The sequence below is a fragment of the Pseudoxanthomonas sp. LjRoot204_2 genome (assembly GCF_056175765.1).
In genome coordinates this window covers 1-16,191 of the sequence record NZ_JBGFFG010000027.1, presented here as the reverse complement: position 1 = coordinate 16,191, position 16,191 = coordinate 1, and the positions used below count along the sequence as shown (strand labels likewise).

The following is a 16,191-nucleotide window of genomic DNA, read 5'->3' as shown; positions in this document are numbered from 1 at the left end:
GTTCCAGCATGCCCGACAGGTAGACCTTGGCCGCCACCAGCGAACGCCGTGGTCCTGGAGTAGTGGCGGAAGCGACGACGGCGGCGGCAGGCGCGGTGACCTGCATGCGCGACCCGTCGACGAGATATCCGGCCTGTACCAGGCGYTGCACCAGCAGCGGTGCATCCTGTCCCAGCAACTGCACCAGCTCGGCGAGGTCGCGTCGACCGTCGCAGAGGATCAGCGTGCGTCGCTCGCGCATGCCCAGTGCACCCGTGTGGGCCTGCAGGATGTCACGGGCCAGATCGGTTTTCGACGGTCGCATGGCGAAAGGAGCGGAAGGTCGCGCGCAGGCTATTCGCCGGCCATGAAGTGCGCATGACAACTGCACGTTCGCAGCGAATTAACGCGTGAACGCTACGATTCAGGTTTGTGCAATGGAGAGAGCCGATGAAGTCGATGCTGCCGATCGTGATGGTCGTCACCTTGTTGTCCGCGTGCCAGCGCGAAGAAGCCGGTACGCCGCCAGCCGAGCCGACGACCACGGCGACCAGCACACCGATGGCGGAAGCCCCGGCACCGACGCCCGCCGTGGACGACACCGCCGCGCCCGCCGGTCCGGTGACCCAGGCCAGTTTCCTCGGCTACGGCGACATGAAGCTGGGCAGCACGGTCGATGAGGCACGCGCGGCATGGGGCGGTGAACTCAATGGCGCGCCGATGGAGGGCACCACCTGCCACTACCTGTGGCCGAAGTGGATCACCCGCCCCGCCGACTTCGCTTTCATGATGGAAGAAGGCAAGTTCGTTCGCTACGACGTCGGCACCGACAAGGAAACCGCGCCGGGTGGCGGCAAGGTCGGGATGGGCATCGATGAATTGCAGAAGCTCTATGGCGGCGCGTTGAAGGCCTCGCCTCACAAGTACACGCAGGGTGGCCAGTACCTGGCGATGGACGCGGGCGACGTGGCACCGACCCGCCTGGTGTTCGAGGCCGACGCATCCGGCAAGGTCACCGCCTGGCGCGTGGGCCTGTCGCCGCAGGTCGACTACGTGGAAGGCTGTTCCTGAGCCATTCCGCCGCGCGGCGGTGCCCATGCTGGCTCCACCGTCGCGCGCAGGCATAGAATCGCCGCACACCACACGGGAAGGGGTCGTGCGATGACGGAAGCCTGGGGATATTTCGCGCTGGGACTGGTGCTGCTGGCGCTGGGCGGCGACTCGATCGTCAAGGGTGCATCCGGGCTGGCGCAGCGGATCGGCGCGTCCCCCTTCGTGGCAGGCCTGTTGCTGATCGCGTTCGGCACGTCGTTGCCGGAACTGGCGGTCAATGCGCGCGCGGCCTGGGTCGGGGCGCAGGAACTCGCTCTCGGCAATGCGGTAGGCAGCAACATCGTCAACCTGGGCCTGACGCTGGGCGTGGCGGCGCTCGCCGCGCCGGTGCTCGTGCGGTTGCGCGTGCTGTCCCCGTTGCTGGTATTTCTGGCGCTGGCCTCGCTGGGGCTGATCGTGTTCGGCCTGGATGGCGTGGTCAGTCGCGTCGAAGGCGGCATGCTGTTGCTGGGTTTCGTCGCGGCGCTGGCGTTCCTGCTGGCGCGCGCGCCACGCGAAGCGCAGGCGGTGCGGACCGACGTCGAGGCGTTCGCCAGCACGCGCACCGTGCTCTGGTTGAACCTGCTGCGATTCGCGGTGGCGGCGGCCCTGCTGTACTTCGGCGCACGCTACGTGGTTCAGGCAGCGCCGGTGATCGGGGAGGGATGGGGGTTGTCGCCGCTGCTCACCGGCCTGCTGCCGGTCGCCATCGGCACGGCGCTGCCGGAGATCGCGGCCGCAGCCATGGCGGCGCGGCGTGGACAGGGCGACATGGTCGCCGGYCACGTCATCGGCTCCAGCCTGTTCAATCTGCTGGTGGTGGTAGGCGGCATGGCGGCATTCCGTCCGCTGGCGCTGCCGGAGTCCTTCGTGCGGCTGGAACTGCCGGCGGCCATCGCGTTCGTGCTGGTGCTGTATCCCATGCTGCGCGGCGACCTGCGTATCAGCCGCGTGGAAGGCGGCATCCTGCTCGCCGCCTTCGTCGGCTGGCTGATCCTGGAGATCGCATTGCTCGCCTGACCTGAACCGCGGGGTCAGGCTAATGTGAACGGGTTTGTTAAACTCGGGGCGATTGCTCGCGAATGACGCATTCCCTGCAACGCAAGGCGGTAGATGATTCCTTTCCTTGAAATCCTGCTGGCGCTGCCATTCGTGCTCGCGCTGGTGGTGGCGCTGGCGCGCGGCCTGCCGCGCGGCGCCACCGCATGGCTGGCCGGGCTCGCACCGCTGCTGGGCCTGGTGCTGCTGGCGTGGATGACGCCGAGCGTGCTGCAAGGGTGGAACCTGCGCGCCGATCATGCGTGGATCCCGCAGATCGGTCTCGCGTTCACGCTGCGCCTGGACGGGTTGGCGTGGATGTTCGCCGGGTTGGTGCTGGCGATCGGTGCGCTGGTGGTGATGTACGCGCGCTACTACCTCTGCGAGAAGGACAGCGCGCCGCGCTTCTTCGCCAGCCTGCTGCTCTTCATGGGGTCGATGCTCGGCGTGGTATTGGCCGGCAACCTGCTGTTGCTGGTGGTGTTCTGGGAACTGACCAGCATCAGTTCGTTCCTGCTGATCGGCTTCTGGTCGCATCGCCAGGATGCGCGTGAAGGTGCGCGCATGGCGCTGGCGATCACGGGCGCGGGCGGACTGGCGTTGCTGGGCGGCGTGTTGCTGATCGGCCGCATCGTCGGGAGCTACGACCTGGATATCGTGCTGGCGTCGGGCGACCTGATCCGTGCGAGCACGCTGTATCCGTGGGCCCTGCTGCTGGTGCTGGCGGGCGTGTTCACCAAGAGCGCGCAGTTCCCGCTGCATTTCTGGCTGCCGCATGCGATGGCGGCGCCCACGCCGGTATCGGCCTACCTGCATTCGGCGACGATGGTGAAGGCCGGCGTGTTCCTGCTTGCGCGCCTGCATCCTGCGCTTGCGGGCACCGACCTGTTCTTCTACGTGGTGACCAGCGTCGGCGCACTGACGCTGCTGGTTGGCGCCTGGTACGCCATCTTCCAGCACGACCTCAAGGGGTTGCTGGCGTATTCGACGATCTCCCACCTCGGCCYGATCACGCTGCTGTTCGGCATCTCCACGCCGATGGCCGTGGTGGCCGGCGTGTTCCACATCCTCAACCACGCCACGTTCAAGGCGTCGCTGTTCATGGCGGCGGGCATCATCGACCACGAGACGGGCACCCGCGACATGCGCAGGCTGGGGAACCTGCGGCGCTACCTGCCGTGGACCAGTGCGCTGGCGATCATCGCGTCGCTTGCGATGGCAGGCATTCCGCTGCTCAACGGGTTCCTGTCGAAGGAAATGTTCTTCGCCGAGGCGATCGATATCCCCGGGCACCGTGCGATGCGGAATGCGATCGCCGTCGCCGCGCTGCTGTACGGCATTTTCGGCGTGGCCTACAGCCTGCGCTTCGTCTACGAAACGTTCTTCGGCCAGGGACCGCGCGCCCTGGATGTCACGCCGCACGAGCCGCCGCGCTGGATGAAGATCCCGGTGGAGGTGCTCGTGGTGCTTTGCGTGGCGGTGGGCATGTTTCCCGCCTGGACGGTGGCGCCGGTGTTGCATGCCGGTGCCGGAGCGATCCTCGGCGAGGCCATGCCCGCCTACAGCCTGGCGGTCTGGCACGGCATCAACACGCCGCTGTTGATGAGCCTGGCGGGCATCGCGGGTGGCATTGCGCTGTACTTCGGGCTGCGCCGTCTGTTCGACCTGCATGCCATCGCATGGCAGTCGTTCGGACGTGTCGTGTTCCGCTGGAACATGGAGGCGCTCTATGCGCTGGCGGGCCGTTTCACCGCCAGGCTCGCCAATGGCAGCCTGCAGCGCAGCCTGCTGCTCCTGGTGCTGGCGGCGATCGCGGCGGGCGCGGCGCCCTTCGTCGCAAGTGACGCCGTGCCGCTGTCATGGCGCGCGCCGCAGCCGATGCCGCTGCTCGGCTGGCTGCTGTGGCTGGTGCTAGTGACCTGCGCCGTGTGGACGATCCGCCTGTACCGGCAACGGCTGCTCGCCGTCGTGGTGCTCGGCGGCGCGGGACTGGTGGTCAGCCTGACGTTCGTGTTCCTGTCGGCGCCGGATCTGGCCCTGACGCAGTTGATGGTGGAAATGGTCAGCCTGGTCCTGCTGCTGCTGGGCCTGCACTATCTGCCGCCGCGCTCGCCGCCCGAGCGCACGCCGCGCCGCCGCGTGCGCGACATCGTGGTGGCGCTCGCGGCGGGCATCGGCACGGGCGTACTGTCCTATCTGGTAATGACACGGCCGGGCGACACGATCAGCGGCGAACTGCTGGCGCGTTCGCTGCCCGAGGCCTATGGCAGCAACGTGGTCAACGTGATCCTGGTGGATTTCCGCGGCTTCGATACGTTCGGCGAGATCACCGTGTTCGGCATCGCCGCGCTGATCGTGCACGCGCTGCTGCGCCGTGCGCGGATGGCGCCGGAGAAGATCATGTCCGGCTCGCCGATCCCGCTGCCGGTACCGGCGGACCTGGCGCAGATCATGTTCCCGCTCACGCTGACCGTCTCCGTATTCCTGTTCCTGCGCGGCCACAACGCACCGGGTGGCGGTTTCATCGCCGGCCTCGTACTGGCGGTACCTCTGTTGGTGCAGTACGTGATCCAAGGCGCGGCCTCGGTGGAATCCCGCTTCGGCTTCGATTACGTACGCTGCATCGGCGTGGGCCTGATCGTCGCCGGCCTGAGCGGCGTGGCGTCGATGGGCTTTGGCGTGCCGTTCCTGACCAGCGGGCATCTGGATCTCGAGCTGCCGATCATCGGGAAGGTGCCCCTTGCCAGCGCGATCGGCTTCGACACCGGCGTCTACCTGGTGGTGTTCGGTGGCGCAATGCTGATCCTGTCGATGATGGGCACCATCAAGCCCTCGCGCACGCGCGTCTCGCACCTGGGCGTGATGGAGCCGGGCGAACGCTCCACCCGTACCGGAGAACTGCGCTGATGGAACTGGCCATGGCGAGCGCGATCGGCATCCTTACCGCAGCCGGGGTGTACCTGCTGCTGCGTGCGCGCAGTTTCGACGTCATCCTGGGGCTTACGCTGCTCTCGTATGCGACCAACCTGCTGATCTTCAGCGGCGGTCGGCTGGTGCCCGGCAAGCCGGCGGTGCTGCGCGACGGCGTGGCGCCGACCCTGGCGAACTACACCGATCCGCTGCCGCAGGCATTGGTGCTGACGGCCATCGTGATCGCTTTCGCGATGACGGCGGTGACCGTGGTGCTGGCCATCYGCAGCCGTGGCGACAACGACAGCGACCATGTCGACGGCAGCAGGGCCGAGCGTGCGTTCCTCGCCGCCGAGCAGCGCCGGCACGATGAAGCCCGCGATGCCGCCAAGGCCGATGAGGCGGAGCCACGCGCATGAGCCATCTGCCGGTGCTGCCGATCCTGATCCCGCTGTTCGCTGCGTCGATCGCGCTGTTCTTCGAACACCGCCGGTTCGGCATGGTCCCGCAGCGCATCGTCGCGTGGGCCTCGATCTTCGCCATGCYGGCCGTGGCCTGCGTGCTGGTCGCGTCCGCGGGGTCCGGCGAGGTCTCGGTCTACCTGCTCGGCGACTGGCCGGCGCGATTGGGCATCGTGCTGATAGTGGACCGGCTGTCCGCCCTGATGCTGCTGGTGGGCCTGCTGCTGGGTGCGGCCTGCCTGCTGCACGCATGCGCCGGCTGGGACAGGCGCGCACCGCACTTCCACGCGTTCTTCCAGTTCCAGCTGATGGGCTTGAACGGCGCGTTCCTGACCGGCGACATCTTCAATCTGTTCGTGTTCTTCGAAGTACTGCTGATCTCGTCGTACGGGTTGATGCTCAGCGGTGGTCGTGGCGAGCGGATGCGCGCGGGCCTGCATTACGTGACGTTCAACATCGCGGCGTCGACACTGTTCCTGATTGCGCTGGGACTTCTGTACGGACTGCTCGGCTCGTTGAACATGGCCGAGCTGTCGGTGCGGGTGGCGAAACTGCCGCCGGGCGACATCGCGCTGGTGCAGGCGGCGGCAGGCCTGCTGTTCGTGGTGTTCTGCGCGAAAGCGGCGTTGCTGCCGATGTATTTCTGGCTTCCCGAAACCTATACCCACGCGCCGGCAGCGGTCGCCGGCCTGTTCGCCATCATGACCAAGGTCGGCCTGTACGCGGTGTTGCGGTTGGGCACGCTGACCTTCGGCGCAGCGGGACCGCTGGACGGGTTCGCCTGGCCCGCACTGTTGGCGCTGGGCGCGGCGACGCTGGTGCTGGCGTCGCTGGGCGTCCTGGCGGCGAACCGGCTTCGCGCGCTGGCCGCATATCTTGTGCTGGGCTCGGCGGCGACGCTGTTCGTTGCATTCGCACTGCATACCGCCGGCACGATCGGTGCGGGGCTGTATTACCTGGTACACAGCAGTTTCGCGGGTGCCGCACTGTTCCTGCTGGCGGACCTGATCCGTCGCCGGCGTGGCCGTGCCAGCGACCGCAAGGACGTGATCGCGGCGCTGCCCGACAAGACCGTGCCGGGCCTGCTGTTCCTGGTCGCTGCGGTTTCGCTGGCGGGCCTTCCGCCGCTGTCGGGCTTCATCGGCAAGCTGCTGCTGCTGGAAGCGGTGCCCTCCGGTCCGCGTACGTTCTGGATCTGGGCGCTGGTGCTGGGCACCAGTTTCCTGATGCTGGTCGGATTGGCGCGCGCGGGCACGCGGTTGTTCTGGCGCGTGGAGCCGTGGCCGGACGCGAGTGCGGAACGGCAGGAAGCATTCATGCCTGCCGACCAGGTGGCGGTGGCACCCTCGCGTCCGCTCGAGACGGCGGCCGTTGTGCTGTTGCTCGCCTATGGCATCGCCCTGGTGCTCGCTGCGTCGCCGATCCTGGACTACACGCGGGCCACTGCGGCGCAGCTGCAGGCGCCCGAAGACTACGTCGATCACATGCGCGCCGCCGCGCCCATCCTGAGGGAACCCTGAGCATGGCTGCGACCTTGCGCAAGCGCTTGCTGCCGTCGCTGCCGCTGAGCGTGACGGTGTTCTGCTTCTGGCTGCTGATGAACGACGAGATCAGCGCGGGCCAGGTGACGATGGCGCTGCTGCTGGCGTTGTTGATTCCTCCCTTCGCCGCACGGCTGGACCGCGAGTTCGCGAGCATCGGCCGCCTGCGCAGCGTGCCGCGCATGCTGGGCGTGCTGGCGCTGGACATCGTGCAGGCGAACGTGACCGTGGCGCTGCAGGTGCTCGGTCCCGAACGGAACATCCGCCCCGGCTTCATCTGGGTGCCGCTCGACATCAACAACATCCATGGCATTGCGGCCCTGACCAGCATCATCACGCTGACCCCCGGCACGGTGTCGTCGGTGCTGTCGGATGACCGGAGCCACCTGCTGGTGCATGTGTTGAACCTGGATGATGCCGACGAGGTGATCCGGCAGATCAAGACACGCTATGAAATGCCGCTGATGGAGATATTCCCGTGACCCCGCAGGCGCTAGTGATGTACGCGATCGTGGGCTCGATGCACGTGGTCGGGCTGGCGATGCTGTTGGYACTCGTGCGGCTCGTTCGCGGGCCCAGCGTGCCCGACCGCATCCTCGCGCTCGATACGCTGTTCGTGGCGGCGATCGCGCAGCTGGTGCTGTTCGGCATGTACCTGGGCACGGCAGTCTACTTCGAAGCGGCGCTGATCATCGCCATGCTGGGCTTCGTCGGCACCGTGGTGCTGAGCAAGTACGTGCTGCGCCGGGACATCGTCGAATGAGCTGGGTCTTCGCCATCCTGCTGGTGCTGCTGCTGGCCGTGGGCAGCTTCTTCATCCTGGTCGGCTCCTTCAGCCTGTTGAAGCTGTCGGAGTTCTTCAAGCGCCTTCACGGCCCCACCAAGGCCAGTACGCTGGGCGTGGGCTGCATGCTGATCGCGTCGGTCGGCTATCACGCGCTGAGCGGCACCGATCCGCAGCCGCGCGAACTGCTGATCACCGCGTTCCTCTTCATCACCGCGCCGATCAGCGCGCACCTGATGGCCAAGGCCGCGCTGTCGCTGCACATGGCCGAGCGTCCCCCGATGCCGGGCGGTGAACCGGCCAAGCCCGTCGATGCGGTCGACGAAGACGCCGGCCAGGACGCCTGATCCGCAATGCGTACCGCCCTCGTCTTCGGTGCCAGCGGCCAGATCGGCGAGGCGCTGCTCGCGCGGCTCGACGCACGCGACTGGCAGGTGTTCGCGGTATCGCGGACCGCGCGTCCTCCGTTGTCGAACGTGCAGTGGCTGCCGGGCGGGTTCGCCGGCATCGAGGGACTGCCCGACAGCGTCGATGTGATCTTCAGCACCGGCCCGCTGGATGGTTTCGCGCAGTGGTATGCCCGCGGGCTGGTCGCGGCGCCACGCGTGGTCGCGTTCGGATCCACCAGCCTCGACACCAAGAAAGCGTCGGGCGACGCGCACGAGCGCGACGTCGTCGCGCGGCTGCAGACCGCCGAACGAACCGTGTTCGAGACCGCGTCGGCCAATGGCGCCGCAGCAACGTTGCTGCGTCCGACCCTGGTCTATGGCGCAGGACGCGACCAGACGCTCGCGCGGATCGCGGCGATGGCGCGGCGCGTGGGCTTCTTCGTGTTGCCGCGTGGCGCCGAGGGCAAGCGCCAGCCGGTGCACGTCGACGATCTGGCGATGGCAGCACTCGCCGTCGTGGAGGCATCCGCCACCCACGGACATGCCTATTCGCTGCCGGGAGGCGAAACGCTGGCCTACAGCGACATGGTGTCGCGCACGCTGAAGGCGCTCGATCCGCCGGCGACGCTATGGCAGCTGCCGATGCCGGTCTTCCGCGCGGTGCTGTCGTTCGCCCGGATGGCGGGCGCGATGCGAGGGCTCACCGACGATGCGGTGGCGCGCATGCGCGAGGATCTGGTGTTCGATGCGGCGCCGGCGCGACGCGACTTCGGCTACGTGCCGCGGAAATTCATGGTCGACAAGCGCGCGGTGGAATCGTAGAGCGGAGCTTGCTCCGCTGCTGTTCGCAGTTCAGATCGATGCCGTGCACGGCATCAGCCAAGCAAGCTCAGCTCGGCCCTACTCAGTACTTCCAGCCCATCTTCCTGTAGAACTTGCTCAGAACCCAGGCCGGCCCGATCAGCAGGTAGGTCAGGTCGGTCAGGAAGCTCGGCTTCTTGCCCTCGATCTTGTGGCCGATGAACTGGGCGATCCACGCCAGCACGAACACTGCGACCGCCACGAAGAACAGGTTCTGCAGCCCGAGCACGGCTTCCAGCCAGCGCGTCAGCCACGCCATCGCGATGAAGATCGCCAGCATGCCGAAACCGAGCGGTCGCGAGAGTTTGTAGTAGTACATCCACGCGCCGAACATCGCCAGCGCCGCCCACATGCCGGATTTCACCCAGGTGCCGAACACCGGGATGCACCAGAGCAGCGCCACCACCGTCCACAGGATCGCCGGCACGGCGAACACGTGGATCAGCTGGTTGGTCTCGTTGACGTGGTCGCCGGAATAACTGGCGAACCAGCGGTCCACCGGACGTTGCGCGGTCGCGTTCATTCATCCCTCCCGAGGATGGCAATGCGGCAGGGTATGGAGCATACCCCAGCCCGTCGGGCGCTGCCGGCCCGGCCGTCAGGTCGGTGGAGAGGTTCGACTGTGGGAGCGACGTCAGTCGCGATCAGTCTGGCCGCGGCCTTCCATCGCGACTGACGTCGCTCCCACAGGGGTCAATCGACGACGATGCCGGCCAGTTTCTGCAGCGCTTCGGCGTACTTGGCGCGTGTGCGCTCGATGACCTGGGCGGGCAGCGCCGGGCCGGGCGCGGTCTTGTTCCAGTCCAGCGTTTCCAGGTAGTCGCGCACGAACTGCTTGTCGTAGCTCGGCGGGCTGGTGCCGACTTCGTACTGGTCCGCGGGCCAATAGCGCGAGGAATCCGGAGTCAGCATCTCGTCCATGATGTAGAGGCGGCCGTCTTCGTCCGTGCCGAACTCGAACTTGGTGTCGGCCAGCAGGATGCCGCGTTCGGCGGCGACATCGGCGGCGAAGCGGTAGATGCGCAGGGTGGCGTCGCGCACGCGCTCGGCCAGTTCGGCGCCGACGGTCTTCACCATGGCGTCGAAGTCGATGTTCTCGTCGTGGTCGCCGACCGCGGCCTTGGTCGACGGGGTGAAGATCGGCTCGGCCAGCTTCTCCGCCTGGCGGAGGCCGTCGGGCAGCTCGATGCCGCTGACCTTGCCGGTGCGCTGGTAATCCTTCCAGCCGCTGCCGATCAGGTAGCCGCGCGCAATGGCTTCCACCGGCACCGGCTTGAGCTTCTTCGTCACCACCGCGCGCTTGGCGTACAGCGAGGCGTCGACGCCGGCCGGCAGCACGCTGGCCACGTCGATGCCGGTCAGGTGGTTCGGCATCAGGTGCGCGGTCTTGGCGAACCAGAAGTTGGAGATCTGGCAGAGCATCTCGCCCTTGCCGGGAATGGGGTCGGGCAGCACCACGTCGAACGCGCTGAGGCGGTCGGTGGCGACCATCAGCAGGTAGTCGCCCGGGGGCGCATCGGCGGGCAGGCGCTCGCGGGGCAGGTCGAACACGTCGCGGACCTTGCCGCGATGGCGCAGGGTGAGGCCGGGCAGATCGGATTGAAGCAACGTCGTGGGCACAAACACTCCTTGGGGAGTCCGGAAACCAGCGAAGCGGTACAGCGTCGTCGGGGCGTGCGGCAGGCCGTGCGCCCGTGCCCCGGGGCGGCCGTCTACCCGCGGTGGCGGGGCCGGGTACCTGACCGGGCCGCGTAGTGTACGGGCTGACGGGCGGCGTGTGCCGTAAAATGCCGCGATTGCCGGAGAAGGCGGGCCGAATGAAGCGCTGGTACGGAAAACTGCTGGGATTCGTGGCCGGTTGGCTGCTGATGCGCCATCCCCTGGGCGGCCTGGTGGGCCTGATCATCGGCCATGCCTTCGACGAGGACTGGTTCAGGCTCGGCCGCGACAATCCGTATCGCGCGCTCGGCCTGACCAGCGACGCCAGCGATGCTGAGGTCGATCAGGCTTATCGCCGGCTCATTTCCCAGTACCACCCCGACAAGATGGCTGGTGCCGCGGAAGACCTGCGCCGCCAGGCCGAACGGAAGGCAGGCGAGATCAACGCCGCCTACGACCGCATCAAGACCCAGCGCAAGCGCAAGTGAGCCTCTCCATGTCGAACTGCATCATCGCCCCGTCCATCCTGTCCGCGGACTTCGCCCGCCTCGGCGAGGAAGTCGACAACGTACTGAAGGCCGGCGCCGACTGGGTCCACTTCGACGTGATGGACAACCACTACGTCCCCAATCTGACCATCGGCCCGCTGGTGTGCAGCGCGCTGCGCAAGCATGGCGTCACCGCGCCGATCGACGTGCACCTGATGGTGGAGCCGGTGGACCGCATCATCCCGGACTTCGCCGAAGCCGGCGCCAGCATCATCAGCTTCCACCCGGAAGCCTCGAAGCACGTGCACCGCACGATCCAGCTGATCAAGTCGCTGGGCTGCAAGGCCGGCCTGGTGCTCAACCCCGGCACGCCGGTCGAAGTGCTGGACTGGGTGCTGCCGGAACTGGACCTGGTGCTGCTGATGTCGGTGAACCCGGGCTTCGGCGGGCAGGCCTTCATTCCGTCGGCGCTGGACAAGCTGCGGGCCGTGCGCGCGATGATCGACAAGACCGGCAAGGACATCCGCCTGGAGATCGACGGTGGCGTGAAGGCCGACAACATCGGCCAGATCGCGGCTGCGGGCGCGGATGCCTTCGTCGCCGGCTCGGCGATCTTCAATGCACCGGACTACAACGACGTGATCGATCGCATGCGCCAGGCCGTGGCGCATGCGCGCAGCTGAAGGGTGCATAGAGCGGAGCTTGCTCCGCTTGCCTTGCAAACAGCCGAGCAGGCTCGGCTCTACATTGAAAAAGGCGATGGCTTTCGCCACCGCCCCGGAAGAATTGGAGGCTGATCCTGCCTCCGCCCGTCGTCCCTGCTATGGCCTTCCATACTACGAACCGACTGTGACGAGTCCGTGACAGCGGCTTTGCCCTTGTAGGAGCGACGTGAGTCGCGACCGTTGACTTCGAGTTCCGGGATTACGGGTCCGCGGCTTCCCTGCCAGCCATAACGTGCGGTCGCGACTCACGTCGCTCCTACAGAGGGAAACGCTATGCTCGGCGCTTCCACCAAGGACCCCCCATGACCACACCCCGCTGGCGCCTCATCCTCAACGGCAAGTCCGCCGGCGATGACGACCTGCGCGAGGCCGTGGCGAAGATGCGCGAAGACGGCATCGCCCTTGACGTGCGGGTGACCTGGGAGGATGGCGACGCCGAGCGCTATGTCGCGGAGGCGATCGCCGATGGCGTGGACACCGTCATCGCCGGGGGCGGCGACGGCACGCTCAGCGAAGTGGCGACGACCCTCGCTCACCGCGACCAGAGAGCCGACGCGCTGCCTTCGCTCGGGTTGGTGCCGCTGGGCACCGCGAACGACTTCGCCACCGCCGCCGGAATTCCGGACGACGCGCTGCCTGCGCTGCAGCTCGTCCACGCGGCGGCCGCCGTGCCGCTGGACCTGCTGCGCATCGAGGCCGACGACGGTGTGCACTGGTGCGCCAACCTCGCCAGTGGCGGCTTCGGTACCGAGGTGACGGTGGAAACCGACGAAGGCCTGAAGAAGATGCTCGGCGGTCTGGCCTATCTCATCACCGGTATCGCCAGGCTGGGGCGCATCGAGCCGATGACCGCGAGCGTGCGCGGCCCGGAGTTCGACTGGCGGGGCGACTTCATTGCACTCGGCATCGGCAACGGGCGCCAGGCCGGCGGCGGGCAAGCGCTGTGCCCGGATGCGCTGGTCGATGACGGCCTRCTGGACGTGACGCTCGTGCCGGAGCTGTCCGGCGAAGTCGCCGCCACCCTCGGGACGCTGGTCAAGGACGGCAAGCATGCGGCGCTGGACCGCGTCGCCACCCGCGCACGGCTGCCCTGGGTGGAACTGGACGCGGACCAGCCACTGACCCTCAATCTGGACGGCGAGCCCGTGCAGTCCCGCCGTTTCCGCATCGAGTGCGTTTCCGGCCGGGTCCGCATGCATCTGCCAGAGGCCTGTCCGTTGCGGATGCAACCTTAGGGAAGCGCTGAAAGCGCTCGTTTGCTCGTCATTCCCGCCTGACCAGACGTGCGTCTGTTGAACGCCGCGCGGATGACGGCAACAATTCATGCGTTCCCCAGTGGTCGTCGGCCCGATGCGTCGGGTAAAGTAGGCCCGTGTCCCATCCCGTGCTCCCGCTTTCCAAAGATTCCGCACGCCATGGCTGGCGATGGTGGCCCGTTGCCGTCGCCCGCACCGTCACCGTGTCCCGGAAGGAAAGCCCGCTTGATCTCGCACGCCCAGTTCCAGCAGTACGCTGAAGGTTCCAACCGCATCCCTGTCGTCCGTGAAGTGCTGTCCGACCTGGACACGCCGCTCTCGGTCTACCTGAAACTCGCCGACGCGCCATACACCTACCTGTTCGAATCGGTGGAAGGTGGCGAGCGCTTCGGCCGCTATTCCATCATCGGCCTGCCCGTGCGCCGCGTGGCGACGTTCCGGGGCCACACGCTGCAGATCCACGATCACGGCCAACTGGTCGAAACGCGCGAGGTCGCCGATCCGTTCGCCGAAGTAGAGGCACTGCGCGCCGCTTATGCGGTGCCGAAGCTCGAGGGTCTGCCCGGATTCACCGGCGGCCTGGTCGGCTGGTTCGGCTTCGAATGCATCGGCTATATCGAGCCCCGGCTGGCGACGGGCGCGAAGCCCGATGAACTGGACACGCCCGACATCCTGCTGATGCTGTCGGAAGAAGTGGCCGTGTTCGACAACCTCAAGGGCCGGCTCTACCTGATCGTGCACGCCGATCCGCGCGAAGCCGATGCATGGGAACAGGCGCAGGCGCGGCTGGACGCACTGACCGCCAAGCTGCGCCAGCCGGGTTCGTACCCCACCCCGATCGCCTGCGATGTGCTGGACGAGAGCCACTTCGTTTCCGGCTTCACCCATGACGGATTCATCGCCGCGGTGGAGCAGTCGAAGGAATACATCCGTGCCGGCGACATCTTCCAGGTGGTGCTGAGCCAGCGCCTGAGCGTGCCCTTCAACGCGCGGCCGGTGGATGTCTACCGCGCGCTGCGTGCGCTGAATCCCTCGCCGTACATGTACTTCCTCGACGTCGGCGACGTGCAGGTGGTGGGCTCGTCGCCCGAGATCCTGGTGCGCCTGGAGCAGGGCGAAGTGACCGTGCGGCCGATCGCGGGCACGCGCCCACGTGGGAAGACGCACGACGAGGATCTCGCGCTGGAAGCCGAGTTGCTCGCCGATCCGAAGGAACGCGCCGAGCATCTGATGCTGATCGACCTGGGCCGCAACGACACTGGTCGCGTGTCGGAAGCCGGCACGGTGCAGGTGGGCGAGCAGTTCGTCATCGAGCGCTACAGCCACGTCATGCACATCGTCAGCGAAGTCACCGGAAAACTCTTGCCGGGCCTGAGTTACGCGGACGTGCTGCGCGCGACGTTCCCCGCCGGCACGGTCAGCGGTGCGCCGAAGATCCGTGCGCTGGAAGTCATCCGCGAACTCGAGCCGATCAAGCGCAACGTCTACGCCGGTAGCATCGGCTACATCGGCTGGCACGGCGATGCCGACACCGCCATCGCCATCCGCACCGCCGTCATCAAGGATGGCCGCCTGCACGTGCAGGCCGGTGCCGGCATCGTCTACGACTCCGATCCCGAGAAGGAATGGGACGAGACGATGAACAAGGGGCGTGCGCTGTTCCGCGCCGTGGCTGAAGCGGCGAAGGGGCTGTGATGGAGACCGCGGTCGAGGGTGCCCGGATCAGCCTGCGCAACGACTACAGCGAGGGTGCGCATCCGCGCCTGCTGCAGGCGCTGGCCGTGGCGAGTGCCGAGATCAACCGCGGCTACGGGCTGGATGTCCACAGCGTCCGCGCCGCGGCCCTGATCCGCGACCGTCTCGCCCGCGACGCCGACGTGCATTTCCTTGCCGGCGGCACGCAGGCCAACCTCGTCGCGCTCGCGGCCTTCCTGCGTCCGCATGAGGCCGTGATCGCGCCGGCCAGCGGCCATATCGCCACGCACGAGACCGGCGCCATCGAGGCCGGTGGGCACAAGGTGCTGACGGTCGCCACGCCGGACGGCAAGTTGAGCCCGGCGCTCATCCAGCCGTGTATCGACGGCCACGCCAGCGAGCACATGGTGAAGCCCCGGCTGGTCTACATCTCCAACACCACCGAGTGGGGCACCGTCTACAGCGCGGCGGAGCTGCATGCACTCGGCACGTTCTGCCGTGCTCGCGATCTGCTGCTTTATGTGGACGGCGCGCGGCTGGGTTCAGCGCTGACCACGCAGGACAACGATGTGGATCTGGCCGTGCTGGCGGCGGAAGCGGACGCGTTCTACATCGGCGGCACCAAGAACGGTGCGCTGCTGGGCGAGGCCCTGGTGATCATCAATCCGGCACTGCGCGCCGATTTCCGCCACATCATCAAGCAGCGCGGCGCGATGCTCGCCAAGGGCATGGTAGTCGGTGCGCAGTTCGAGGCCCTGTTCGAGGACGGCCTGTACTTCGTGCTGGCGACGCATGCCAACGTCATGGCCGAACGGTTGCGCGGGGTCCTGCAGCAGGCGGGCGTGCCGCTGGCGGTGGACTCGCCCAGCAACCAGGTGTTCCCGGTGTTGCCCGATGCCGTCGTCGAGCGCCTGCAACAGCGGGTCGAGTTCGAAACCTGGGAGCGGCGCGGCGACGCCACCACCGTAATCCGGCTGATGACATCGTGGGCGACGCCGGAGTCCACCATCGAGGCATTCGCGGACGTTCTCGTACACATCCGCCACGAGAGGGCCGCCGAGTGAGCGGATACGCAACCCCGCTGTCGCCGCCGGTGCGTTCCACCCCAGGGTCCACCCACGGAGAGGTCCGATGAAYGTTCGCTGCCTGTTGCTGGTCGCCACCCTGCTGTGGTCGCCCCACCTGTCCGCACAAGTCAACACGCTGCCTTCCCAGCCGCACCTGCTCGTGAAGGGCCAGGCCGAACGGACCGTCATGCCGGACCGCTTCACCCTGGACTTCCTCGTGCAGTCCACGATGCCGTCCCCCGGGGA

General features: G+C 67.3%; 16 protein-coding genes and 2 pseudogenes. 15 read left to right on the top strand and 3 right to left on the bottom strand.

Going from position 1 to position 16,191, the window contains the following annotated elements; translation table 11 throughout:
• A pseudogene (locus AC04L7_RS02495) lies at positions 1–304 on the bottom strand (hypothetical protein); the annotation flags it as partial.
• Between the two features lie 125 nt (positions 305–429).
• Between AC04L7_RS02495 and AC04L7_RS02490 the strand changes: the two are divergent.
• The 9 genes from AC04L7_RS02490 to AC04L7_RS02450 all read left to right on the top strand — a co-directional run bounded on the left by AC04L7_RS02490 (position 430) and on the right by AC04L7_RS02450 (position 9,016).
• Positions 430–1,050 carry a lectin gene (locus tag AC04L7_RS02490; RefSeq protein ID WP_296279433.1) on the top strand — a complete coding sequence of 207 codons (621 nt, stop codon included), beginning with the start codon at positions 430–432 and terminating at the stop codon, positions 1,048–1,050.
• 90 nt (positions 1,051–1,140) lie between these two features.
• Positions 1,141–2,091, top strand: coding sequence for a sodium:calcium antiporter (locus tag AC04L7_RS02485; protein WP_435996756.1), 951 nt, complete (start codon positions 1,141–1,143; stop codon positions 2,089–2,091).
• A 93-nt stretch (positions 2,092–2,184) separates the two neighbouring features.
• Positions 2,185–5,016, top strand: coding sequence for a monovalent cation/H+ antiporter subunit A (locus AC04L7_RS02480; protein WP_475512471.1), 2,832 nt, complete (start codon positions 2,185–2,187; stop codon positions 5,014–5,016).
• Positions 5,016–5,438: a Na+/H+ antiporter subunit C gene (locus AC04L7_RS02475; protein ID WP_475512470.1), complete on the top strand. Its 423-nt coding sequence runs from the start codon at positions 5,016–5,018 to the stop codon at positions 5,436–5,438. Before AC04L7_RS02480 ends, AC04L7_RS02475 begins: the two co-directional genes overlap by 1 nt.
• On the top strand, positions 5,435–7,000 hold the full coding sequence (locus AC04L7_RS02470) for a monovalent cation/H+ antiporter subunit D (RefSeq protein ID WP_475512469.1): 1,566 nt from the start codon (positions 5,435–5,437) through the stop codon (positions 6,998–7,000). The genes AC04L7_RS02475 and AC04L7_RS02470 overlap by 4 nt, the downstream gene beginning before the upstream one ends.
• Positions 7,001–7,002: 2 nt before the next feature.
• Entirely contained in the window at positions 7,003–7,503 is a 501-nt protein-coding gene (locus AC04L7_RS02465; protein ID WP_296279442.1) for a Na+/H+ antiporter subunit E, read from the top strand.
• 17 nt (positions 7,504–7,520) lie between these two features.
• Positions 7,521–7,784, top strand: a complete 264-nt coding sequence (locus tag AC04L7_RS02460) for a K+/H+ antiporter subunit F (RefSeq protein WP_475512472.1) — start codon at positions 7,521–7,523, stop codon at positions 7,782–7,784.
• Positions 7,781–8,152 (top strand): Na+/H+ antiporter subunit G, encoded by a 372-nt coding sequence (locus tag AC04L7_RS02455; RefSeq protein ID WP_299340356.1) that lies wholly within the window; start codon positions 7,781–7,783, stop codon positions 8,150–8,152. The genes AC04L7_RS02460 and AC04L7_RS02455 overlap by 4 nt, the downstream gene beginning before the upstream one ends.
• A 6-nt stretch (positions 8,153–8,158) precedes the next feature.
• Positions 8,159–9,016 (top strand): SDR family oxidoreductase, encoded by an 858-nt coding sequence (locus tag AC04L7_RS02450; RefSeq protein WP_299340358.1) that lies wholly within the window; start codon positions 8,159–8,161, stop codon positions 9,014–9,016.
• A gap of 82 nt (positions 9,017–9,098) precedes the next feature.
• On the opposite strand, the gene AC04L7_RS02445 is transcribed toward AC04L7_RS02450, so the two are convergent.
• Positions 9,099–9,578, bottom strand: coding sequence for an Mpo1 family 2-hydroxy fatty acid dioxygenase (locus tag AC04L7_RS02445; protein WP_299340361.1), 480 nt, complete (start codon positions 9,576–9,578; stop codon positions 9,099–9,101).
• A 170-nt stretch (positions 9,579–9,748) separates the two neighbouring features.
• Positions 9,749–10,675: a phosphoribosylaminoimidazolesuccinocarboxamide synthase gene (locus AC04L7_RS02440; protein ID WP_299340364.1), complete on the bottom strand. Its 927-nt coding sequence runs from the start codon at positions 10,673–10,675 to the stop codon at positions 9,749–9,751.
• Positions 10,676–10,872: 197 nt separating this feature from the next.
• On the opposite strand from AC04L7_RS02440, the gene AC04L7_RS02435 reads away from it, so the two are divergent.
• The 6 genes and pseudogenes from AC04L7_RS02435 to AC04L7_RS02410 form a co-directional block, all read left to right on the top strand.
• Complete coding sequence (locus AC04L7_RS02435; RefSeq protein ID WP_296279451.1) at positions 10,873–11,202, top strand: J domain-containing protein; 330 nt, start codon at positions 10,873–10,875, stop codon at positions 11,200–11,202.
• An 8-nt stretch (positions 11,203–11,210) separates the two neighbouring features.
• Positions 11,211–11,885 carry a ribulose-phosphate 3-epimerase gene (rpe, locus tag AC04L7_RS02430; protein ID WP_299340367.1) on the top strand — a complete coding sequence of 225 codons (675 nt, stop codon included), beginning with the start codon at positions 11,211–11,213 and terminating at the stop codon, positions 11,883–11,885.
• A 344-nt stretch (positions 11,886–12,229) separates the two neighbouring features.
• A complete protein-coding gene (gene yegS / locus AC04L7_RS02425) occupies positions 12,230–13,162 on the top strand; it encodes a lipid kinase YegS (protein WP_435996766.1) in 933 nt (310 codons plus the stop codon).
• A gap of 246 nt (positions 13,163–13,408) precedes the next feature.
• A complete protein-coding gene (gene trpE / locus AC04L7_RS02420) occupies positions 13,409–14,878 on the top strand; it encodes an anthranilate synthase component I (RefSeq protein WP_435996768.1) in 1,470 nt (489 codons plus the stop codon).
• Positions 14,878–15,942 (top strand): threonine aldolase family protein, encoded by a 1,065-nt coding sequence (locus AC04L7_RS02415; RefSeq protein ID WP_435996770.1) that lies wholly within the window; start codon positions 14,878–14,880, stop codon positions 15,940–15,942. The genes trpE and AC04L7_RS02415 overlap by 1 nt, the downstream gene beginning before the upstream one ends.
• Before the next feature lie 67 nt (positions 15,943–16,009).
• Positions 16,010–16,191: pseudogene (locus AC04L7_RS02410) on the top strand (SIMPL domain-containing protein); the annotation flags it as partial.